The sequence below is a fragment of the Caproiciproducens faecalis genome (genome assembly GCF_019448085.1).
Taxonomy (GTDB): Bacteria; Bacillota; Clostridia; order Oscillospirales; family Acutalibacteraceae; genus Caproiciproducens; species Caproiciproducens faecalis.
Window position 1 is genome coordinate 374121 of the sequence record NZ_JAGFNZ010000002.1, and the last position, 22796, is coordinate 396916.

Below are 22796 nucleotides of genomic sequence, written 5' to 3' on the forward strand. Positions count from 1 at the left end.
TTGGTAATATTAGGCAATAGGCACTTTATTTTTCTTCCGTCATGCCCATTTTAGCAGCGCAGGCAATGACCTGAGCCCGATTTTCGACATGAAGCAATTCAATAATCCGGCCCATATGGTACTTGACCGTCCGTTCGGAAAGGCCCAGATTCTCCCCAACTTTTTTATAAGTTAAGCCGCCTGCCACCATTTTTAAAATTTCCGTCTGACGTTGGGTAAGAGTGCAGTTTTCGGGCTGTTCATTTTGTGCTGCGGTTTCGGGTTTCTCCGTGTTTGGGCGATCCTGCCCGAATTCTTTTAAAAGTCTTGCGGCAATGCCCGGGGAAAGAGGAACCCCATCGTTTTCCAGATCGGAAAGCATGTTCATCAGCTGCCCGGCACTGATGTTCTTTAACAGGTATCCGGAAGCTCCGCATTTGATTGTTTCAAATAAATCGTCGTCCTCGTCGGAGGTGGTCAGCATAACCACCTTAATATCCGGCATTTCCGCTTTAATCAGTTTCAGCGCGTCGATCCCGCTGCACTCCGGCATCCGGATATCCATCAGAATGATGTCAGGATGAATCCTTTTTGCTTTATAAAACGCTTCTTTTCCGTTTCCGGCCGTACCGACGACAGAAATTCCATGGGTTTCCAGAAGGTACTTCAGCCCCTCCATGAAAAGCGGATGGTCATCCACAAGCATCAGTTTCATTGTCGTCATCTCCGTTCTCAATCGGCGCATTTAAAGTGATGGCACAGCCTTTGCCGGGAGCGGATTCTATTTTCAGGGTTCCACCGATCTCCGCCGCCCGCTCTCGCATAATAGTAAGCCCGAATTTTGTTTTTGAACTGTCGGAACTATGCAAGGCATAAAAGCCTTTTCCGTCGTCTTTTACGATTACACAGAGCTTCTTCTGTTCCAAAGAAATCAAAATTTCAACATTTTTTGCTTCTGCGTGTTTTCGGATATTGTTCAGGGCTTCCTTTACGATGCTGAGTATCTGAATCCGTACATTCGGGCTGATCGTTCCGCCGTTGAATTCGACCGGAATTTTCAGTTTCACCGCAAGGCCAGTCTGATCCGCAAAACCGGAAGCTTTCTTTTGCAAAGCAGTGAGAAAATCTTCTTCTCTGTACTCTGGATCGCGAATGCTGCGTATGTATTTTCGAAGGTCGGTGTGCGCGGACTGCGTGGCGTCCACCAATCTATCAAGCCGCTTTGTAACCATGTCCACTCCGGAGTTTTCCAATTCCTGACAGATCCCCTGCGCCTGTAAATTAATAAATCCTAAAACCTGCCCCAAATTGTCGTGCAGGTCCCTCGCCATTTTTTCACGCTCTTCATTCACCGCCAGCTGCCACTGCTGTTTTAAAAGCATTTCCTGAGCGCGTGTTTTTTCCGTATCGTCGTAAAGAATGACCAATCTGCCGACAGGAACCCCGTCATCTGATAAAATCGGGGAAAAAACCGTCGCATATGTTTTCTGTACAGCGTCTTTACAAATCGAAAATTCGAAACGGTCAATATCCGGCTTATCCCAAGCATCCGCAAATCCCGGTATTTGGGCGCAGACCTCCCGGATCGGCTTTGTCACGATTGCACAAGCATCCAGTCCAACAATTTTTTCAAAAGCCGGATTAGCATCCAAAACCCTTTCCTGATTGTCCAGAATCATCACTCCGGTGTCCATAACCCGCAATACCGTGGCCCATGCCATCGGTACGATGTCAAAAAGACGATAGCGAAAGAGCCCCCACGCAGCTATCAGCCCGGCAGGCCCGAAAAACACAGGCGTAACATCGAACTGGTAAGACGGAATCAGCTTAAGAACATAAATCAAACTTGGAAACATAATAAAGCTCAAACCCATAAGCAGTGAAAATGCCTGTTTTCTGTAAATCGATTTTTTAAAGAAGGCCGCACTGACCAACAATTCCCACGCAATGAAATCCAATAAATAAGAATAAGCGGCGTGAAAATAAAAAACAGGTCCGTATTTTTTCCCTATTACCGGAAACAGTCCGCTGTAATCCAAATGCATATTAGAACGGACAAGCCCGTGCGCACCGTCCGTCCAAACCAGAATTACCACGATCGTGGGGATGACGCACAGCCAAAAGATTTTTTTATTCCGAACCCAGCTGTCAAGTCCGGTATATTCCATGCACAGCGAAAGCAAGGACACAGGGGAATAGCAATAAGCGAAATACTGAACGTTTGCCCAAAATAGTTTTGTGGCAAGATCCGCGCCCAGCATTTCAAGAGCGTTCCCCGAAGACCATACCGTTACAATGAACATACTGATGATAAAGCTGATGGCACCTTTTGCATTCTGACGTTTTGCCATGGTAAAAAGGCCGAGGGACAGCGTGATAAAAGCGGAAATCCACAGCGGCCAGCAAAATGGAATATATTGATATTTCATGACATTACCCCGAGTTTCTTTCTTTTTTAATTGTATTGCGAAAAGAACTATAAATCAACAAAATATATTTATTTTCGTCAAAAAAAATTAAAGGAGTGCGCGTCAAGTTGTTGATTTTCTGCCTTGCAAACATTTTTCGGACATAAAAAGAGTCCCACAAACAGCGGCAGAAAGCCATTTGTGGGACTGAGTGGTGGCTGCAAAGGCAGGATTGGAACCTACGGCCGTCGGGATTTATTAGTTTACACTTGATTATATTGGTCAGATTTTTCTTATTGGTTATGTAAAAATTTAATATTTGCTGTTATCCGAATGAATTTCAATAGGTTGCGATTGCTGTGGTTCGGATGGGACGTTCTGATCCTGAGTCGTCTGACTTCTTAATTTGAATTTCCCAACAAGTTCCTGCATGACTTGAGCCTGACCGGAAAGTTCTTCGCTTGCGGCGGCGCTTTCTTCCGCGGTTGCGGAGTTAGTCTGAACCACGTTTGAAATTTGATCGACACCCAGTGTTACCTGGCTGATAGAGTCTGCCTGTTGACTGGACGCTTGTGAAATTTGCTCTACAGAATCCGAAACAACCTTTACGCTTTCTACGACCTGAAGGAGCGCTTTCGCAGTTTCATCCGCAATTTTTGTACCATTTTGTACCTGCCGCATGGAATTTTCAATTAAAGAAGTTGTATTTTTTGCGGCTTCCGCACTTTTGCTGGCCAGATTTCTTACTTCATCCGCTACGACAGCAAAACCTTTGCCCGCTGTACCCGCTCTTGCCGCTTCAACAGCAGCGTTCAGTGCAAGGATATTTGTTTGGAAGGCAATATCCTCTATGGTCTTAATAATTTTCCCGATTTCGCTGGAGGAATCATTAATTTGAGACATGGCGGTAACCATATCGCCCATGTGCTTGTTGCTGCTTTCTATTTCAGAGCGGACATCGTTTACATTTAGGTTTGCATTGGCAGCGTGTTTTGCATTATCCTTGATATGTGAGGATATTTCCGTAATGGATGCAGATAATTCCCCAATAGAACTCGCCTGCTCGGTTGCTCCCTGAGCCAATGCCTGCGCACCGTTGGACACTTGTTCGGAACCGCTTAAAACCTGTTGAGAGGCCTGATTGATTTGGCCAAGTGTATCATTTAAGGATTCAACGATCACAAAATATGAATTTTTTAAATCTTCATAATCACCGACATAATCCAAATCGGTAGTAACGACCGTTAAGTCGCCGTTTGCCACCTTGCCAAGATTCTTTGTTATTTCTGCTATGTAAGCGCGTATTGACGCGGTGGATTTAGCAAAAGCCTCGCCCAACTGCCCGATTTCATCCTTTGAACGTACATGAATCTGCACATTTAGATCACCCTCCGACATTCTCTTGGCGGCATCTGCCATTTCACGGATGGGTTTGCTAATACTGCGGGAAATGGTTTGAGCAGTAATAAACGAAAGAATAAAAACAACAAGAATCAGAATAAGAATACTGATGTTCGCTGCCTTTCCCTGTGAGGAAAGGCTTGCAGATAATTGATTCCCGGTTGTTGTCTTCTCATTAATTAAACTATTAACCGCAGCCTTTACTTTATCCGAATGTGGTGCAGCCTCAGATTCTAAAAGTTCCTGCGCTTCCGCCTTTTTATTATTCTTTCCCAGCGCAATTACTTCGGCTTGAACTTCAACATACTGTAAATATTCATCTTTAATCGTATTATAATAGTCCATTTCTTTTTGACTGACCATTGTCTTTTTTATGGTTTCTAAATATTGGGAAAGTTTCACATTTGACTGATCTATGCTGTCAGATGTTTCTTGCATATTTTTTTCATCTGTATAGATGAGAATATCTTTTGTATTGGAACGGCTGGTTGCAAATTCCGCATTAAAGTTTCCAATATCCCCTTGGGAAAATCCATAATTGGTTAGAGCGTTTCCATAGCTTGAATTCATGTTTGTCATTACGATAAGACCAACTACTCCCCCTATACTGGAAATAATCGCCACCAAAACAAACGAGAGAATTAATTTTTTTCCAATTTTCATGTTTTTGAACATTCAGATACCCCTTTTAAACTATTTTTGAAATAAATTATATAAAAAAGCCGCAGTACAGTATTGTACCACGGCCAAACGACATGGTAACCCGGCTATCATTGTAAAACATTAGACCCGTGGCTTTGCGTCCCCGCCTTTTGACGAGTTTGCTATTTTCATAATATTGTTAAATGATTATAAAGCATACTATCTAAACCTGTTTTTGCTATAATTAAGTACTTTTGACCTTACTTAATTCCATAAAAATCAACTACTATATCGGCTCATTTATAATTTTATTCACTTTTATCCTATTTTTTTAAATTTCCCACTATATAGCTTTTTACGCTTTCCTTGGGTATGCCTAAAACTACAGCAAACTCACCAAAAAGCAAGTCCTCTGCTCTTTTCATAAACCGCTCATCCATTTGGCCGAGTTTTTTCCCTTGGTCTGCCGCGTCAACTTTTTTCGTATAAACGGACTTAATTATTTTAATTAAGTCCGAGCAATCATGTGTCTGAAAAAATTCTTGATAATGATCTTCTAATAATTTCTTATTTGGGTTATTGTATACATTCTCTCCGATAAACGGAACAAGAGAGATCAATTCTTGTACCTTATCAAACGTAATAACCGGGCGCATAAAAACGTTGGTATCAACTGGAGTAAAAATCTTGCCGTTTCGAAAAGCAGGACAGAGCGTGTAATAAACCTTACCCTTATTCACCCCGGGAATATCAAGGATACCAACTGCTTCCACTTTGCAAACTCCATCATTTCCATAAACAATCCATTCTCCAATCTGATACATAATTTCTGCTCTCCTTATCTAAAATGCTTCAAAAAAACGTGTGGATTTGACAACTGGACTTACGTTTGTCAAAACTACACGTTGTGTTTCTATTTTATCACATTTTTGGCGGGCAAGGTAAGCAAAACTTTTCTTCCGTTAATGTTTTCCAATTCCGTGCTGACAAGATTAACATTCATATTTAAACTCCACGGTACGTTCCATACGCAAATTACCCTGTGCCATTTTTCAAAGATTACCGCTTAAATCTGTTGTGTAATCCTTGATGATGAAATCGGCTTCAGATAGGGCCAAGCGCCAGTCGGAGTTTTAGCAATCGAGAAAAATAAATCAGCCTTTAGTCAGTAAACCGGCTGATCTCCAGTTCTTTGAAAGAAAACAGAATTAAAAAAGAAATATGAAGGCGGTTCCGGATTTTATCGCTGTCCAGCGGTGTTTCCAGAATTTCTTCCAACTTTTTAATGCGGTAAATTACGGAGGTTCTGTGGATAAACAGCGCCTTAGCCGTACTGGTGTAGTTCCCGTTGTGAGCAAGAAAAGTATACAGAGTTTTTACATACTCGGTGTCGTTCTCACGGTCGTATGCAATCAGCTTCAACAGCTCCTGACTGCAAAAATCCTTTAGATTGATGTGCGAGGGCGCGTTTAGAAAAAGGCAGTTCAGAGCAAAATCGTCATAATCGAAAATCACGCCACTCGCGTGCATACGCACACCGGTCCGCCTTGCCTGCACAGCCTGAAGATACTGTTCGTGCAGTCGGCTCAGACCGCTTATGTTCCGGCTGATACCCATCTGAATTTTATTTTTAGTTAGAAATTCTTTTAATTCCTCAAGATGGAAACTCTGGTCAAGCAGCCGCTCTTTGTCCAGAATGGCGACAATGCCGTCTTGGGTAATCAGCGTATAGCCCTTTGGAAGATATTTTTCCAGTTCCAGCCTGACGCTTTGCAGACTGTTTTCGTAATGCCACGCGTCACTGGCCGCCATCAAAACACAGTAGTTCCCATCCGTTTTCAAATTAAGCGACATTGCCCTGCTCTCCAGCCGAGCGGTATCGGAAAATTTATTTTCGATCAGATCCTTGAAAAAGCTCTCCCGGCGGGCGTCCCGCACAAACTTGTAAAAGCTGTCCATTTTAAAATAATAGGAAAACACATTGCACAGGCGGCGAAGCATTCCGATGTCCTGTTCACGGAACGGCCGGTTGGAGTTCAGAACGGAAATACTGGCAATCTTGGTATTTCCGATATAGATTTTTCCGTTGATCGTGTCGTACTGGCTGATTTCCTTTTGAAGCAGAATGGGCTGTGCGTTTTTATCCAGCTGCTGAGAAATTCGTTTATAGTTCTGTGACTGCATGGTTTCATAGCTGAAATACCCGAATTCGCTGTGGTCTTTCCACAGCTTACTGTTCTCCACAAAGCCGCCGGAACGCGCAATCAGCTTGGTGCTCCGGTCTGAAAGGATAACCGGGTTTTCAAACAGGCGGTAGGCAATGTCCACGATCTCCTGCGCTGTGCCCTGCCGAAGCGCCACGTCCAGCAGTGTGTTCCAGTACACCGCGGCTTTCGAGGAATCCGCAAAAACTTTCTGCACCTCTTTCAGCAGCGTACCGAGGGAGACGGTATTGTCTACGAGCATCAGATTAACACCCAGCGGATGATGGGTATACGGAACATCCTCAATGCACAGAAAACTCGCGCCTTTGTTCATGTTTGGCAGGGCATACAGAGCCGAAAGCACGCCCAAATACAGAATTCCGGAGCGTTCGCCGCCGGTTTCCGCTGAAAGCAGGCGAATTGAGCCTATTTCTTCGTCCGTACCATGGGAAATCAGTCTGGGACTGTAATCCAAAAGGTTCCCGCACAGCATTTCCAGATTCATGCTTTCGCCTCCCGTATGTTATCATGTTTTTCATTATATCACAATGGCCGTGCCCCTATTGTCCGAAAGGACAATAGGGGCACAACTTTTTAACAACCCAAAGCTGCTCAGGCGTCAGCCTTTTTTCTGGTAATCATGGTGGTGACAACGGCAATAATGACCGCCGCAGCCAACAGATAGATCCAGCAAACCTGCCATCCGGCCTTCAGTCCCTCAAAGCCGAACAGTTTGGTGAAAACCTTCAGGACATTGGTTGAAAAAGACTGCCCGATAGACTGGCAGATAACAACGACAGAGAAAGCGAGCGTAGCGACGGATTTTGTCGCGACAGACTCTTTCGGTCTCTGAATCGTCTGAGCAACCAGGAGAAGCAGCTCGGGATTGTAAAGACCGAATCCAAAGCCGAACAGCATACTGCCGACTATGTACATTGGGAAAGTGGTTGCATTCGAAAGGATAAAGAAGCAAAGTGCCACACATGCTATTGCAGCCGTAAGCGAATATTGCTTTAAGATCTTGCGGATGCCCGGGAAGAACAATCCCACTAAAAAGGAGACGGCGGAATAAGCGGAAATTGTCAGTCCCGCCTGAGAGGAGTCTCCGGCTCCGGTTTTTACAACCACCAGCGCCGCACTGGCAAAGAAAGAACTTAGCGTCACATTGAAGGTGATGTTCCAGAGCGCCAGCGCCACTGTTTTGTAGGTTAACTTATCCTTCTGACCGGAAGCCGCTTTTTCCTTTGACTGTGCTTTTTCCGTATCCGGCAGCTTAAAGATAATCAGTATGAGTACCGGAATCACGATGATGAACGCTGCATAAGCATAGCGGTAATTGATATTGGCAAGATACCCGCCCAAAGCGGCAAAGACCACGCTGGAAAGCCCGCCGACAGCCGTTTTGAAACCGACCATACGGTTGCGGACCGGTCCCTCCGGGAACAAGTCCACCAAAATTGAGCTGGCAAACGGGAACGCCAAGCCGTATCCAACGGAGAAAACGCCTTTCATGATGAGCAGAAATTCAAACGTACCCCCGATGAACGCGGGCAGCAGTCCGCCCACAAGCATCAGAATAATGGAAAAAACAAGGACAACTTTTGCCCGCACAAAGCGGGTAATGACTCCGCACGCAAAGCAGGAAATCATCATGATGATAGGGGTAATCGTCTGAAGAAGCTTGATATTGTCTACCGGAACATTGGGAAACGCCACGGCAATCGCGCCCAGTGAGGCCTGAATGATACTTGTGGTATAAAGCAGAACACCGATGGATAACGCAGCGATTTGAACAATCAAATCGGATTGTTTCTCTTTCATTCTACACAACTCCTCAATAAAGTTAAGATTAAATTCCCAGCAGTTCTGCCGGAGTCTTTTTGGCCATCAGGTCGATCTGGTTCTCCGTCAGAATCTTGTTTTCATGAAGGAGCGTAAGGAATCTGTAAAGAATATCGACCGGCGAAACCGGGCCGTTTCTTGTCATGGCGCCGCCGTCGGAGCTCAGGATCAGCCGCTCCTGCGGTGCAACGCTCAGGTACTCCGTAATCAGTGAAAAAGGAACTCTGCTGAGTGTGGGCAGAATCTGCTCGAACTCCACCGCGCAGACATCCACATAGGCTCCCTTACTGACCCATCTTCCCACATCCTCCACACTGGCACCGACCGTAGAAAACGGATGAGTAATCACTACCTTTTCCAGCTTCATTTCCGCCGCTTTGTCTACAAGCTTGTTGATTTCCGCCACGCTGCCGTGACCGGTCGCCAGAATCATGTCGGGATGGGAAGCCATATAATCCAGAACAGGAAGGACTTCGTCCTTCAGCTCTCCGTCATCGTTCAGATAATAGACCGGAGTTTCTGTTACAGCCAGTTTCTTCGCGCCCACAAATGATTTTTTTGCGTGCTCGTCAATGTGCTGCTTTGCGGAAACCGTGGGCATCCAGACGACCTTCGCGCCCATTTTGTACGCAGCGTCAATCATGGAAACATTGAAAACGCCGATGGAATTGTTCAGCACCAGACTGCCGATGACCCTCGTGCCTTTTTTTGCGTGGTATTTTTCGATCATTGCCGCCGACATGACCGTGGGGATATAATGGTCTTTAACAACAAAGCCTTTGTATCCGGCCTCTTCGGCCTGCTGCAGCATCTCGACGGTATCGAGTGATCTTGTCACAACGGAAGGACCCGAATGAACATGCATATCCACTACGCCCTGCAAAATTTCTCTGCCTGCCATATGTATCAAACCTTTCTGTTTTATCATCAATTCGCGGTTCCTAAAATCTGTTCAAAGCCTGCGCTGAGCGCGCGCATCACGGTAGTAATCAGGAACTTTGCGCCCTTGCCGGAAGCGTTTTTGAACATTACTGGGTTCAGGAAAACCATTCCTGTAGGAAGCTTCATTTTCTCCGCTCTTAGGCAAATATCGTCGAGCACCGCCTGCATATGTGGATTTTTGGCCCCCTCCGGGTAACCCATACTGACGGACAGATCCAAAGCGCCCAGAAAAGCAACGTCCACACCCGGAACGGACACAATTTGCTCAAAATTCTGTGTTGCTTCCGCCGTTTCAATCTGCACAATCACAAGGGTGCCCCCGTTCTGCTTTTCCAGATAATCCGCCGCGTTCTTCGTGTCCTGCAAGCGGTAGGCCCTGCTGTAAAAATCAACGCCCCGACTCCCGTTCGGCGGGTACTTTGCGCGGGACACGGCCTGCTCAATGTCTTCTTTCGTCCGTACCATGGGAATCTGGACTCCGGCCGCGCCCATGTCCAGCGCTTTCTGAATGGATGACGGGTCGTAGTCGACTCTCACGACAGTGTCCAAGCCGACCGTATCAGCCGCACGCACCATATTTTCCATATCGGACTGGCTGAAGCAGCCGTGCTCCTGATCCAGAAGCATAAAATCAAACCCCGCACCTTTCAGCATTTCGGCTACAATCGGAGCGTTGAAATTCACGAAGCAGCCGGTTACCGGCTGCCCGCTTTTTATTTTAGACTTCAGTCCCTCAGACATTTTTCTCACCGTCTGCGTCAGGGTTCAGATTGCTTTCCGGGAATTCCGCTCTTACCGGTGAGAAAATATCCAGCATCGTACAGCCCTCAGGGTCGGTAACGGTTGCGTTGTGAATCGTATCGGACGGAATCACAACAAAATCGCCCTGATGTGCGTGAAAGGTCTCGTCTCCTACGGTGAAATCACAGCTTCCGCTCACGATATAGCTGATCTGCTCATTCATATGTTTATGGTAATAATCGGGAAAACCAAACACAATCCTGTTTAAAACAGCCGAGCATTTTTCCCCGTGAACCGCAATACGGTCCGCACCGGGTTTAATTTGGGTCCACTTTACCTTTGATCTGTCAGCAAATTTACCTGCCATGATCTGTTACCTCCGTATCTGTTTTACTGATTAATACAGTTCGTCCTGCTTCGGAATGAAAATCAGAAGATTGTTTACTCCGTTGGGGTCGGTGACCTTAGTGCTGTGAACAGCGTTCGGAGGAATCGCGATAAAATCGCCCGCTTCCAGATGATAGACTGTGTCTTCAATAGTCATATCCATTGTGCCGCGGATCGTAATAACAATCTGCTCATGAATATGCTTATGGGCCTTGGAGTCTCTGCCGGTGTACTCAATTTCCTGTAATCTGAGGTTTGCTTTCTCGGCTACAAAGTTTTTGATCTTTACACCGACTCTTCTGTCGTTGACAACGACGTCCTTCCATTCTTCCTGAGACATTTTCTTATAGATATTTTCCATGATACTGCTCCCCTTCATCGGTTTTTTATAAATTGCAATATCAGTATGACAGTTAGCCTGCGGGATTTCATCTGAAAATTTGTAGGAATTGATTCCTGTCCGTTTCAACACATTTTATAAAATTTCTAATTCCTTTGCATTGTTGAAGATTTGTCAATGATGTATTATACTGTAAAAACAGGAAAGGAGGATGCTCCATGCAAATGCACCGTATCGCAAAGACTCTGAAGGCAAAATATCTTTCAACAGGAAGTTTTCCCGCCGACATTCTTTCGGTCCAGCTGTCGGATATTCCTCCCGAAACGCCCGGCCCACAGCAATTGCATATCCTCCGGCTGTCCTCCCTGCTGAGCACTCCTGCGCCTGAGAAAATCAACCTTGCCTGTATTTCAGACGTTCCGTGCGACACGGAAGCGCTGAAATTTCCGGACTGCAACATCATCCTGCTACCGCAGTCATGGAACGAACCGGAAGCCTTCAATAAAATACAGGATTTGCTGGACGAGGATCTTCACTTTATGGTGAACTACACCCGGCTGAAGGAAGCCATTATCGGCGGACAAAGCCCCCAGCAGTTTGTGGACCTGTGCTCTGAAATTCTGGGCAATACGGTCATTGTGTCAGGTAAAGACACAAAATTGATTGCGCGTTCCCATCTGCACGACGGAAAAAGCATTCTTTGGGACGAGCACGGAAAATATGGCTTTTTCAGCGAGAGTACGGTGGAATCAAACCAATATCAGGCGATGCAGAAAAAGCTCTACAACTCGCCCTCGCCCGTCATTCTGAGAAAAATGATAAGCGACTACACGACCATCACCGGTAAAATTGAAATCGATAATTTTCAGGTAGGCTATTTTTCAGTCATGGATACGGAGAAGCCCGTTACAAAATCAGATAAAAGAATGGTCGCCGCCATCTGTGAGCTGCTGACCTATTATTTTAAAAACAACTATTCCCACGAAAACGAAGAAGCGCTCGAAAGAAACAAAAAAATACAGTATCTGCTGGAAGGCGGAAAAGACGGCCGCCGCTTTGACTTTCACACCGAAATCGCCTGCCTGCATCTGGACGCGGGCTACCGGATCATGATTGTAAAGCACAAATCCCGCAGGGAATCTCTGGCCGCGCTTCTCTCCTGGACTATGAAGCTGATGCCCGGCCGCGCGGTTGCGGAGTACGGCGAGAATGTAGTCGTGATATTAAACAGCGATTACCGCGATGATGCGGACAAGCTGGATAAATTCGTTTCGGAACATGACCTTTATATCGGAATCAGCGAGCAGGCAACCACCGCCGACAAATTCAGGGAATGCTATGCCCGCGCGCTGAAAGCGGTAGAACTGGGGCTGCTGCTCGGGGAGAAAAAGCGGCTGTTTTATTACAGTGATTACGCGGTGTTCCATCTGTGGCAAATGCTCTCCGAGTATTCTGACCTGAACCAGTATTGTCATCCGGCTGTTCCCCGGCTTCTGGAATATGACCGGTCGCACCGCACCGACTTTTCGAAAACGCTTCAGGTCTTCCTGAAACATAACGGAAACATGTCCTCCACGGCAGATTCCCTGTCCATTCATCGGGCCTCTTTGATGTACCGAATTGAAAAGCTGCAGGAATTACTAAAAATTGACCTGAACGATGTCAAAACACGCAATTACCTGTACGCGTCTTTTCAAATGATGTGGATACTGGAGCATAAACACTGACGGGATATTGCATCTGAAACTAGAACAATGCCATGCCAACCAAGGCATGGCATTCTTATTTTTCGGACATATTCCATTCATTCTCATGACAAACTGTATAAAAACTCCCGGGGAATTCCCACACAATCTAGGGTGCGGAGCAGCCGGGCCGTATAGTATAATGATACCCATACGATTACGGGGATCTGATTGAAAAGATTACGAAAAGAAAGGAAGCTAACTATGTCTGAAAATCAAGCACAGCAAAAAGACCAAACTCTGGGTCTTAAAGAACTAACGGCACTGGCCACGGGCACCGTTATCAGCGCAGGTCTTCTCACTGTAATAGGTCCGGCAATTTCTCTTACCGGCCGGTCGGTTTGGCTGGCGTTTGCCGCCGCGGTCCTGTTTGGGCTGCTGCTGAACCTTCCCTTTATTTTTCTCAGCAGTGTCATTCGCTTACGGGGAGGTAACTACAGTCTGGTACGGCTGCTGCTCGGAGATATTCCGGGAGGAATTCTGGTTGTTAACCTGATTTTTTTGCAGCTTCCTTTTGCCACTTCGGGTATTGCAATGGGAATGTACGTCAACTCTTTGTGGCCCTTCCTCAGTCCTAAACTGATAGGAATTGTGACACCGACCATATTTCTGCTCATCAATCTGTTCGGAATTAAATCCATGAGCAAAGTGCAGAATGTCATGACCGTTCTGCTGATTGGGGGTCTGCTGCTGTTTATCGGTACAGGAGCCGGCCATTTAAATGCCGGAACATTTAATTTTTCTTCCGCTGACTATTTTCCCAAGGGATGGAGCGGCTTTAACAGCGCCATGATTTTACTGGTGTTTTCAACCACCATGCATCAGACGGTGATGAACTACGGCGCGAACGCAAAAGACGCGAGGCGGGATATGCCCCGCGCGATTATCATCACTACCGGCATTATTCTTGTCATCTACACCGGCATGGCGCTGGTCGCCGGCAACGTACTGCCTGTTGCACAGGTAGCGGGGAAGCCGCTGACTCTGGTCGCAAATAGAATTATGCCTCAGTCCCTGTTCTTTATTTTCATCCTCTTTGGAGCGGTGGGCGCCATTGCCACGACGATGAACTCGCTGTACGCTTCCGCAGCGAAACCTATGCAGCTCGGCTGTCAGGACGGATGGTTCCCAAAATCACTGGGGAAACTGAACCAGTTTGACGTCCCTTACCGGATCTATTTCATTCTTTACGGATTTGCCGTGATTCCCATCCTTTTTGATATGCCGCTCAATACTCTGATTAATGATACTTTGTTGATTCAATATCTTATCAAGATTATCATGCTGGTCGCAATTTTGCGTATGCCCACGAAATATCCCGAGCTGTGGAAGACCTCTCGCTATCACGTTCCCAATCCTGTGTTTTATACACTAACCGGAATTTCCTTCCTTGCTCAGATGTTCCTGATCGTAACCGCCGCGGGGAACCTGACGACCGTCATTGTCACCGTAAGCGTCGCCCTGCTTGCTCTTGGCTGTGCCTATGCATTTTACCGCTATAAATCCGGCAAGGTGAATCTGCGTGAAGTGAACAGTCAGGATATTGTCTAAAAAAGCAATCCCCTTTAGACAAAACTCTTTTATACAGCCTGATAAAAATATATACGCAAAGAAGATGGAGATTTTTTATGGAAAAGCTTTTAAGGTTTGACGGAAAAAATGTAGTTGTTACAGGCGGTTCCGGCGGAATCGGCGAAAAAATCTGCAAGCTGTTTTTTCAGCAGGGTGCACATGTGATTATTGCGGACATCAAACCGGACGGAGAACAAATTGTTTCGTCTTTTAAAGAAAAAGGCATTGAGGTGTCCTACCAGATGATGGACGTATCCAATTCCGAATCCGTGAGGAACGGCGCTCTGGCAATTAAAGAACAGCACGGCAATGTGGATGTTCTGGTTGCCGCCGCGGGCATCGGGCTGACCTGCCCTGCAATTGACTATCCGGACGACGGCTGGATGCGCGTAATGGGGATTAACCTGAACGGAACCTTTTTCTGTGCCAGAGAATTCGCAAAGCAAATGATAGAGACGGGCAAGGGCAGCATTGTCTGTATTTCCTCTATTGCCGCGATGAAGGCGCTTCGCCCGGAGACCCATGTGGCGTACGGCACCTCCAAAGCCGCCATTACCCACATGTGCAAACTTCTGGCCACCGAATGGGCACAGTACAATGTACGCATCAATGCCGTGGCACCGGGTTATACCGGTACAGACGCGCTCAGCAAGCTGGTGAATTATCTTCCCGTGTGGAAAGAGAACATTCCCATGCACCGCATGATGGAGCCGGAAGAAATCGCGCAGGGAATCCTCTTCCTTGCTTCCGACGCCGCAAGCGGAGTCACGGGAACACAGCTGCTGGTCGACGGCGGCTACTCCGCGTGGTAAAGAAACCGTAAATACGGCTGAATAGACAGACAGCGGGCACGGTAAAAACCGTGCCCGCCGTCTTTTTACTCGATTCTAAAAGACTCCACACTTTGGAAAACGCTTTCAGTGGAGTATTCGGAACGACTTTTCATCGGGATCAACCGTAAGCTCTCTGGAGTCTATATGATCGATAGTAATATAAAAACCTCTCTGCAGCATTTTCGGCATGGCGCTGACGTCATGCTGTTCCCCCTGAACCTCCGCAATGACGCTGCCGTCCAATTCGTTGCGTACCCATCCGGTAAGCCCCAGCCGCTGCGCCGCCTGACAGACTCTGAAGCGGAAACCGACGCCTTGCACGCACCCGGTAAAAAGTATTGCACTCTTCTTTTCATACAGACCTCTCTGAAACTCTATTGCTCTAAACAACCAATCCATCAAATATTGAAAGCTCCTGGGAATTGCTGTTTCCCTGCTCGATCAGGACTGTCTTTTCAACATGCCGCAGTTTTTTGAAAGCAGCCTCCCGTTTCAGAGCCTCCCCTTTTGTTGCAAACTTCTCCAAATAAACCAGCTCAACCGGCAGGCGCGAGCGGGTATATTTTGCGCCCCGGCCACGGTTGTGTGCCGCGGTTCTGCGGCGTGGGTCGGTTGTGTATCCGCTGTAGATTGTGCCGTCCGCACAGCGCAGCAGATATGCATAGTGTGAAGTGGATTTCATAATCATCCTACCCTTTTTCCGTATCGAAATCCTGTATCAAAAGATAACTGAAACTGACCCGGCCTTACTCACCGATGTTGTTTTCATTATCCACGTTGCTATTATAATCCTATAGCTCAGGGAAATCCATTAAAAATCCGGCTGTGTTCTTATTGAATGCCCAGATTTCCGCAAATACTGGCTTGGTTTCTTAATTTGAATTTTCCAACAAGCTCTTTCATTACTTGAGCCTACTTACCAACAGAATTTGCTCTTGTTAATCAGCACAAAATATGCTTTAATGAATACAAATTTATATTATTTTTTACTTATATATGGAATTAGATACAGGCACGGTGGAGATGAGATCAATTTGCGGGTAAGAGAAACGGCAAACAGTTCCTTTAAAAAACAATTAGAAAAGCAGGCGCTGCAGAAGATCATCTTTCTGGTTATTGTCGGCTGCCTGCTGTTCTGTATCCCGATTTTCGGGCTGAATTACCTTAATCAGAATTTCAATGTGGAGGAACATCTGAATTTTCTGAACCGCACGTTTGATGAAGTTTATGAAGATGTCACCACTTATCTGGAGGATGAGGGAAACGAAAGCCTCTTCCTTCGCTGTATGACCGGTGATTCCGACAGCCAGGAAGTTCAGTACTCCCTCAGTAAGCACAATGTGGACAGCCCGGTGCGCGTTCGTATGATTCTGATGAACCGGGAAAAGCAGATTGTATATACCAGCTTTGGGGAAGATGAGATGAACCTGCACAGAACGGAATTTAATAAAATTGTGGCGGACAATGCCTTAAAGGGCAATTCATCCATTTACACTACCGTCTATTATTTTTCCGGAGACAGCTCCGAGTGTGTTTTTGCAAAACCCGTTTACCTGCACGGGGTGCTGGCCGGGTTTGTTACGGCCTATCTGAATGGAAACGACTGGGGCAACCTCTTTTCAGGATATCAGTATGACTGTATCATCACAAACCTAAACGGGGACATCATCTGCTGCTCCAAAAACGCATTTCTTTCCGAACGCAATACCAACAAATACAGGGCGGATCCGTCCCAGCATTTTGTAACGGTACAGGATAACCGGTATCGGACCGGCGCACGGGTTCTGACGGATAAAAAAGCGGTGCTGTATTCCTTCGTGTATTCGCCGGGAAACTCTCTCTATATCATCATCGGCGTGATGACGATTGTTCTGTTGGGTGGGATTTGGCTGGTCATGTTCCGAAAGCTGTCCCAGATGATGGCGGAAAAGACCGCTCAATCCGTAGAAGCGCTGGTGGGAGAAATTCGCATCATTCGCCACGGAGACAACGAGCACATCATCCAAATTGACACCGGAGACGAAATTGAGGAGATCGCGGCGCAGATCAATAAAATGCTGAAAAGCATCAACGAGCTCAACACACGCAATACTGATCTGATTAAGCTGAACAGCATGATTGAAATGCGAAACCTGCAAACGCAGATTAATCCGCATTTCATTTACAATACATTGGACAACATCAAGTACCTGATCCTTGGAGATGCGGAAAAAGCTTCGTATTTACTGGAGAAATTCACCAATATTCTTCGCTACAGCATTAATAATACAAAACAGGACGTCCTTCTTTCGGAGGATATTGGTTACATAGAGGATTATCTGTATATACAGGAAACAAGGTTTGGGGAGCGTTTCCGGTGCCGAATGGAAATAGAGCCGGACTGCAGCCGGTGTATGATTCCGAAACTTCTTTTGCAGCCGCTGATTGAAAACAGCATCAAGTACGGTTTTCAGAAACAGATGGAACTTTCCGTTCAAATCAGAGGCTGGTGCGAGGGCGATTATCTATTCCTGCGTGTGGAGGACGACGGTCCGGGGGTTTCGCAGGAGGTATTGGAACGCCTGCAGAGTATGATTGTTTCCGAAGGAATCAAGACCGAGCACAACGGCCTGCAGAATCTTTCCCGCCGAATCATTCTGGAATATGGAGATGAGTGCGGCCTGTTTATCAACAGTGAAGAAGGAACAGGCTTTACCGTTACGGCAAAGCTTCTGCGCAGGGGGAGAAAAGATGTTTAGCGTGATATTGGTGGAGGACGAGGATATTATCCGGAAGGGCATCCGTTATGCGTTGCCGTGGGAGGATCACGGCTGCACCGTGGTGGGTGAAGCCCGTAACGGTGTGGATGGGAAGCAGCTTATTCAAGCACTCAACCCGGATATCGTAATTACCGATATCAATATGCCCGTTATGGACGGGCTGCAAATGATTGCCGAAACGAAATACCAATACGATTATGTGGCAATCCTTTTAACCGGTTATTCCGACTTTGAATACGCGAAAGAGGCGATTCGGAACGGTGTTTCCGATTATATTCTGAAGCCGCTGAATCACGAAGAAATGATGGAAGCTCTGGATCGTGCCGTTCTGGAATGCAAAAACATTCGCATTTTGCGCAAACAAAATAAGAGTGTCTCCGAACTGAAAGATATTACTCTATTCAGCGACAACAAGCTGGAAAATCCGGAGGATCCCGTAGTGGCGCAGATTTTGGATTTTATTGGGCAGAACTATACTCAAAAAATCACACTCTCTGAATTGTCGGAAAAGCTGTTTTATTCCGACCGATACATCAACCAAAGGTTTCAAAAGGCGCTGGGCACCACGGTGATTGAGTACCTGAACCGGTACCGTATTCAAAAAGCGCTTTCTCTCCTGCAGGAGAACCGGCTTCCAATTTCTGAAATCGGAGGGGCGTGCGGCATAGGGGATTACAAATATTTCAGCCATGTTTTTAAAAAATATGTGGGGTGCTCCCCTAAGGAATACAAATTGAAAATTCGTTGAAAAAAGATACCGGATGAAAGTTGTTCGGTATTTTTCCTATTTTGTTCGGTAATTTAGGTATTAATTTTATGCATTATTTTTTAAAATAGGAATACAAATAGAAACCTAAACTAGAGGAGGAAATGAAATGAAAAAGTTAATCGCACTGATTCTTTCCGTTGTGCTTGCCGCTTCCGCAGCAGGTTGTTCTTCCGCACCCGCCGCTTCCAAGACAGACGCAGCCAGCAGCGCCGCTTCTGAGTCTGCGGCTTCCGCGAAACAGGGCGGAGGAAAACTGGTCATCTATTCCCCAAACTCTGAGGGACTGATGAACGCCACCATCCCGCTCTTTGAAGAAAAGTACGGCGTGGACGTCGAAGTCATTCAGGCAGGTACCGGCGAACTCATCAAGCGTATCCAGTCCGAAAAAGAAGACCCGTACGCGGACGTAATGTTCGGCGGTTCCTGGTCATTGGCGTATGACAATAAAGATCTGTGGGAACCGTATGTTTCCAAGAACGATGCCGGTGTGCTGGACGCTTACAAAAACACCTGCGGGTTCATTACCGGGAACGTTCTGGACGGCAGCTGCCTGATTGTCAACACCGACCTGATCGGTGATATCAAGGTGGAAGGCTATGCCGACCTGCTCAATCCGAAGCTCAAGGGCAAAATTGCCACAGCCGATCCGGCCAACTCTTCTTCCGCTTTTGCACAGCTTACAAACATGCTGAAGGCAATGGGCGGCTATGAAAACGACGCCGCATGGAAATATGTAAAAGACCTGTTCTCCAATATTGGCGGAAAAATCTGTGAAAGTTCCTCTGCTGTTTACAAGAGCGTTGCAGACGGCGAAAATGTGGTCGGCCTTTCCTACGAAGATCCCTGTGCGCAGCTCGTACACGATGGCGCTCCCGTCAAGGTGATCTATCCCAAAGAAGGCACGGTTTATCTTCCGGCATCCGCTACTATCATTAAGGGCGCAAAGAACATGGATAACGCGAAGCTCTTTATTGATTTCATTATCAGTGAAGAAGTGCAGAATATCTGGGGCAGCACGCTGACCAACCGTCCGGTAATGAAGGATGCAAAGACCAGCGACTTTATGACTCCGATGTCGGATATTAAGGTCATTGAGGAAGATATTCCCTATGTCAGTTCTCATAAGAAGGACCTTGTAAGTAAATACACGGATATCTACACCAGTCTTCAGAGTAAATAAAGCAACGATCGATTAGAACTGCGGGGGTATGAAATGAGTAAGATCCTGATCCAAAACGCCGTAAAAAAATACGGGAACAATACGGTTATACCGGATTTGAATATTGAAATAAAAGACGGGGAGCTATTTACGCTGCTGGGACCCTCCGGCTGCGGAAAAACGACCCTGCTGCGCATGATTGCCGGCTTCAATTCCATCGAGGGCGGTGACATCTACTTTAACGACACGCGTATCAACGATATTGATCCGAGCAGACGGAATATCGGCATGGTCTTTCAGAACTATGCCATTTTCCCCCACATGACGGTACGCGATAACGTCGCCTTCGGGCTGAAAAACCGCAAAATGGAAAAAGAAAAAATACAGGAGCTGACGGACAAATACCTGCAGCTGATGCAGATTTCGCAGTATGCCACACGAATGCCGAACCAGCTTTCCGGCGGGCAGCAGCAGCGTATCGCGCTTGCGCGCGCCCTAGTAATTTCACCGGACGTTCTGCTGATGGATGAGCCGCTTTCCAATCTGGACGCAAAGCTGCGTCTGGAGATGCGGAGCGTTATCCGTCACACGCAGAAAAACGTTGGAATTACCACCGTATATGTCACGCACGATCAGGAAGAGGCTATGGCCATCAGTGATACCATTGCGGTTATGAAGGACGGCGTAATCCAGCATGTCGGCGCGCCGAAAGACATCTACCAGAGGCCAAAGAACGTGTTTGTTGCCACCTTTATCGGCCGTACCAATATCCTGCCGGCAAAAATAGAGCAGGGCACCCTGATCTTCTCCAGCGGCTACCGGGTGAAACTGGATTATCTCGATCAGTTGGAAAATCAGGAAGTGCAGTGCTCCGTCCGCCCGGAGGAATTCGTCATCAGCAAGCAGGGCGACGAGGGAATCCATGGCATTGTCAAGGAATATACCTATCTTGGTCTGAACACGCATTACGCTGTTGAGACCGAGAGCGGCCTCACGGTGGAGATTGTTGAGGAGTCTTCTCTGGAAGATGAGCTGAAACCCGGACAGAATGTGCTGCTTCAGATGAAGAAACACAAAATCAATGTGTTTGATAAAGAAGGCAGCCGCAACCTTGTAAGGAGCGAAGCTTATGAAAGACAATAGTAAGTTTCGCCTGGACATCTGGGGAACCGTCACGCTGTGTACCATTGCGGTTTATCTGCTGTTTCTGATCTACCCCATGGCGCATCTGATGCAGCAGTCCGTTTATGATGCACAGACCGGACAGTTCACAATGGCGAACTTTGTAAAATTCTTTTCAAAGAGCTATTATTTTGATACTCTGCTGAACAGCTTCAAAGTCTCGCTGGCTGCAACCGTTCTTTCCATTGCCATTGGCACCCCGCTCGCCTACCTTTTCTCCGTTTTTAAGATCAGAGGAAAGTCCGTGCTGAACATCCTGATTGTGGTCGCGTCCATGTCCGCTCCGTTCATTGGCGCGTACTCCTGGATTCTGCTTTTGGGACGCAGCGGTGTGGTCACCGTGTTCTTCCGCAAGATTGGAATTGTCCTGCCGGACATCTACGGCTTTGGGGGAATCGTACTGGTTATGTCTCTGCAGCTTTTTCCGCTGGTGTTTCTGTACGCAAGAGGCGCTTTGAAGAACATTGACAATTCCCTGATTGAAGCGGCAAACAATCTGAGCTGCTCCGGGGTCAAATGCTTCTTTAAAGTAGTGGTTCCCCTCATCATGCCTACCCTGCTCGCAGCCGGCCTGCTGGTGTTCATGCGGTCGTTTGCCGACTTCGGTACGCCGATGCTGATTGGCGAGGGATACCGTACGTTTCCTGTTGTCCTGTACACTGAATTCATCAACGAAGTAGGCGGCAACGACGGCTTTGCTGCTGCAATCGCAATTATCGCCATTGTCATAACCACCGTTGTCTTCCTGATTCAGAAGTATATTTCCAATAGAAATGCTTTTGCATTGAATGCCCTGCACCCCATTGAAGAACAGGAACCGAGAGCAGGCAAGAAGCTGCTGGTGTATCTGTTTTCCTATCTGGTGGTGGCCGTCGCCATCCTGCCGCAGGTATACGTCACCTATACCTCCTTTAAGAAAACTTCCGGCAAAATTTTTGTCCGCGGGTATTCTCTGAGCAGCTATGAATCTGCATTCTCCAAAATGGGAAAAAGCATTCAGAATACTATCGTCATCCCTTTCCTTTCCCTGAATGCAATTGTCCTGCTTGCCGTACTGATCGCCTATCTGGTTGTACGGCGCAGAAACGCCCTTACCAGTACGGTTGATATTCTATCCATGATTCCGTATATCGTACCCGGAACCGTTCTTGGCATTGCACTGCTGACAGGCTTTAACCAGAAGCCGTTGATGCTAAGCGGAACAATGCTGATTATGGTGGTTGCCCTAATCATCCGAAGGCTGCCGTATACCATCCGTTCATCGGTAGCAATTCTGCAACAAATTCCCGTCAGCATAGAAGAAGCGGCCGTTTCACTGGGAGCGTCCAAAATGAAGGTCTTTTTCCGCGTTACTGTTCCGATGATGGCAGCAGGAATCGTCTCGGGCGCAATTCTGAGCTGGGTTACCATGATAAGTGAGCTGTCCACCGCCATCATTCTGTACACGGGCAAAACAAAAACTTTGACCGTCGCGGTCTACACAGAAGTTGTACGCGGCAATTACGGAGTTGCGGCGGCGCTTTCCTCCATTCTGACACTGCTCACGGTTATTTCTTTGCTGGTATTTAATAAGGTGAACGGCAGAAGGGATTTCAGCCTGTAACGAGCATTCCATTATAAAAATCCGAACCTCTTTTCGAAAGGAGAGAAGTTCGGATTTTTTGTCTGCTTTGGCAGGTCTCCAATCGTCTTGCTGTTTGGAGAGCGAAAATCTCCGCTACTCGGGCGAGATTAGAAGATACTTTTACACCATCTCCTCGATATGGCGTACCTGTAACAGTCGGCCTCATTGGGATAGAAGTAATCGAGATGGATATTTTGTGACATATTTCATCCTTCAGAAAAATGAGGGCATTTTTTGCCCTCTTACTTTATTGCCTAAAAACGTCAT

Annotated in this window: 20 protein-coding genes and 1 riboswitch; of the genes, 8 read left to right on the plus strand and 12 right to left on the minus strand. The window is 46.8% G+C overall.

Going from position 1 to position 22796, the window contains the following annotated elements; translation table 11 throughout:
- Positions 1-25: 25 nt before the first annotated feature.
- The 10 genes from J5W02_RS06135 to J5W02_RS06180 all read right to left on the minus strand — a co-directional run bounded on the left by J5W02_RS06135 (position 26) and on the right by J5W02_RS06180 (position 10907).
- The gene (locus tag J5W02_RS06135) at positions 26-694 is read right to left on the minus strand and encodes a response regulator transcription factor (protein WP_219964795.1); all 669 of its coding nucleotides are present in this window, start codon (positions 692-694) and stop codon (positions 26-28) included.
- Positions 672-2408: a sensor histidine kinase gene (locus J5W02_RS06140; RefSeq protein WP_219964796.1), complete on the minus strand. Its 1737-nt coding sequence runs from the start codon at positions 2406-2408 to the stop codon at positions 672-674. The genes J5W02_RS06135 and J5W02_RS06140 overlap by 23 nt, the downstream gene beginning before the upstream one ends.
- A gap of 291 nt (positions 2409-2699) precedes the next feature.
- Positions 2700-4463: a methyl-accepting chemotaxis protein gene (locus J5W02_RS06145; protein WP_219964797.1), complete on the minus strand. Its 1764-nt coding sequence runs from the start codon at positions 4461-4463 to the stop codon at positions 2700-2702.
- 79 nt (positions 4464-4542) lie between these two features.
- A riboswitch (cyclic di-GMP riboswitch) is annotated at positions 4543-4624 on the minus strand.
- Positions 4625-4753: 129 nt separating this feature from the next.
- Positions 4754-5254: a CarD family transcriptional regulator gene (locus tag J5W02_RS06150; protein ID WP_219964798.1), complete on the minus strand. Its 501-nt coding sequence runs from the start codon at positions 5252-5254 to the stop codon at positions 4754-4756.
- A 337-nt stretch (positions 5255-5591) separates the two neighbouring features.
- A complete protein-coding gene (locus J5W02_RS06155; protein ID WP_219964799.1) occupies positions 5592-7139 on the minus strand; it encodes a PucR family transcriptional regulator in 1548 nt (515 codons plus the stop codon).
- 107 nt (positions 7140-7246) lie between these two features.
- Entirely contained in the window at positions 7247-8455 is a 1209-nt protein-coding gene (locus J5W02_RS06160) for an MFS transporter (protein WP_219964800.1), read from the minus strand.
- A gap of 28 nt (positions 8456-8483) precedes the next feature.
- A complete protein-coding gene (locus J5W02_RS06165) occupies positions 8484-9377 on the minus strand; it encodes a DUF6282 family protein (RefSeq protein ID WP_219964801.1) in 894 nt (297 codons plus the stop codon).
- Positions 9378-9403: 26 nt separating this feature from the next.
- Positions 9404-10159 (minus strand): HpcH/HpaI aldolase family protein, encoded by a 756-nt coding sequence (locus J5W02_RS06170; protein ID WP_219964802.1) that lies wholly within the window; start codon positions 10157-10159, stop codon positions 9404-9406.
- On the minus strand, positions 10152-10526 hold the full coding sequence (locus J5W02_RS06175; RefSeq protein ID WP_219964803.1) for a cupin domain-containing protein: 375 nt from the start codon (positions 10524-10526) through the stop codon (positions 10152-10154). Before J5W02_RS06175 ends, J5W02_RS06170 begins: the two co-directional genes overlap by 8 nt.
- Before the next feature lie 30 nt (positions 10527-10556).
- A complete protein-coding gene (locus J5W02_RS06180; protein ID WP_219964804.1) occupies positions 10557-10907 on the minus strand; it encodes a cupin domain-containing protein in 351 nt (116 codons plus the stop codon).
- Between the two features lie 197 nt (positions 10908-11104).
- Here J5W02_RS06180 and J5W02_RS06185 point away from each other — a divergent pair, with 197 nt between their 5' ends.
- The 3 genes from J5W02_RS06185 (at position 11105) to J5W02_RS06195 (ending at position 15015) form a co-directional block, all read left to right on the plus strand.
- A complete protein-coding gene (locus J5W02_RS06185; protein ID WP_219964805.1) occupies positions 11105-12613 on the plus strand; it encodes a PucR family transcriptional regulator in 1509 nt (502 codons plus the stop codon).
- A gap of 222 nt (positions 12614-12835) precedes the next feature.
- On the plus strand, positions 12836-14182 hold the full coding sequence (locus J5W02_RS06190; protein WP_219964806.1) for an APC family permease: 1347 nt from the start codon (positions 12836-12838) through the stop codon (positions 14180-14182).
- Positions 14183-14259: 77 nt separating this feature from the next.
- Positions 14260-15015, plus strand: a complete 756-nt coding sequence (locus J5W02_RS06195) for an SDR family NAD(P)-dependent oxidoreductase (protein ID WP_219964807.1) — start codon at positions 14260-14262, stop codon at positions 15013-15015.
- A gap of 105 nt (positions 15016-15120) precedes the next feature.
- Here the strand turns inward: J5W02_RS06195 and J5W02_RS06200 are convergent, their stop codons facing one another.
- Together J5W02_RS06200 and J5W02_RS06205 are read right to left on the minus strand one after the other, a co-directional pair.
- Positions 15121-15435: an acylphosphatase gene (locus J5W02_RS06200; RefSeq protein WP_219964808.1), complete on the minus strand. Its 315-nt coding sequence runs from the start codon at positions 15433-15435 to the stop codon at positions 15121-15123.
- Positions 15419-15718 (minus strand): GIY-YIG nuclease family protein, encoded by a 300-nt coding sequence (locus tag J5W02_RS06205; RefSeq protein WP_219964809.1) that lies wholly within the window; start codon positions 15716-15718, stop codon positions 15419-15421. Before J5W02_RS06205 ends, J5W02_RS06200 begins: the two co-directional genes overlap by 17 nt.
- Before the next feature lie 352 nt (positions 15719-16070).
- Between J5W02_RS06205 and J5W02_RS06210 the strand changes: the two genes are divergently transcribed.
- The 5 genes from J5W02_RS06210 (at position 16071) to J5W02_RS06230 (ending at position 22508) form a co-directional block, all read left to right on the plus strand.
- The gene (locus J5W02_RS06210) at positions 16071-17774 is read left to right on the plus strand and encodes a sensor histidine kinase (protein ID WP_255575603.1); all 1704 of its coding nucleotides are present in this window, start codon (positions 16071-16073) and stop codon (positions 17772-17774) included.
- Entirely contained in the window at positions 17767-18543 is a 777-nt protein-coding gene (locus tag J5W02_RS06215; protein ID WP_219964811.1) for a response regulator transcription factor, read from the plus strand. The genes J5W02_RS06210 and J5W02_RS06215 overlap by 8 nt, the downstream gene beginning before the upstream one ends.
- 127 nt (positions 18544-18670) lie before the next feature.
- Positions 18671-19744, plus strand: coding sequence for an ABC transporter substrate-binding protein (locus tag J5W02_RS06220; RefSeq protein ID WP_219964812.1), 1074 nt, complete (start codon positions 18671-18673; stop codon positions 19742-19744).
- Between the two features lie 33 nt (positions 19745-19777).
- A complete protein-coding gene (locus J5W02_RS06225; protein ID WP_219964813.1) occupies positions 19778-20866 on the plus strand; it encodes an ABC transporter ATP-binding protein in 1089 nt (362 codons plus the stop codon).
- Positions 20853-22508: an ABC transporter permease gene (locus J5W02_RS06230; RefSeq protein ID WP_219964814.1), complete on the plus strand. Its 1656-nt coding sequence runs from the start codon at positions 20853-20855 to the stop codon at positions 22506-22508. Before J5W02_RS06225 ends, J5W02_RS06230 begins: the two co-directional genes overlap by 14 nt.
- The last annotated feature ends 288 nt before the right edge of the window (positions 22509-22796 follow it).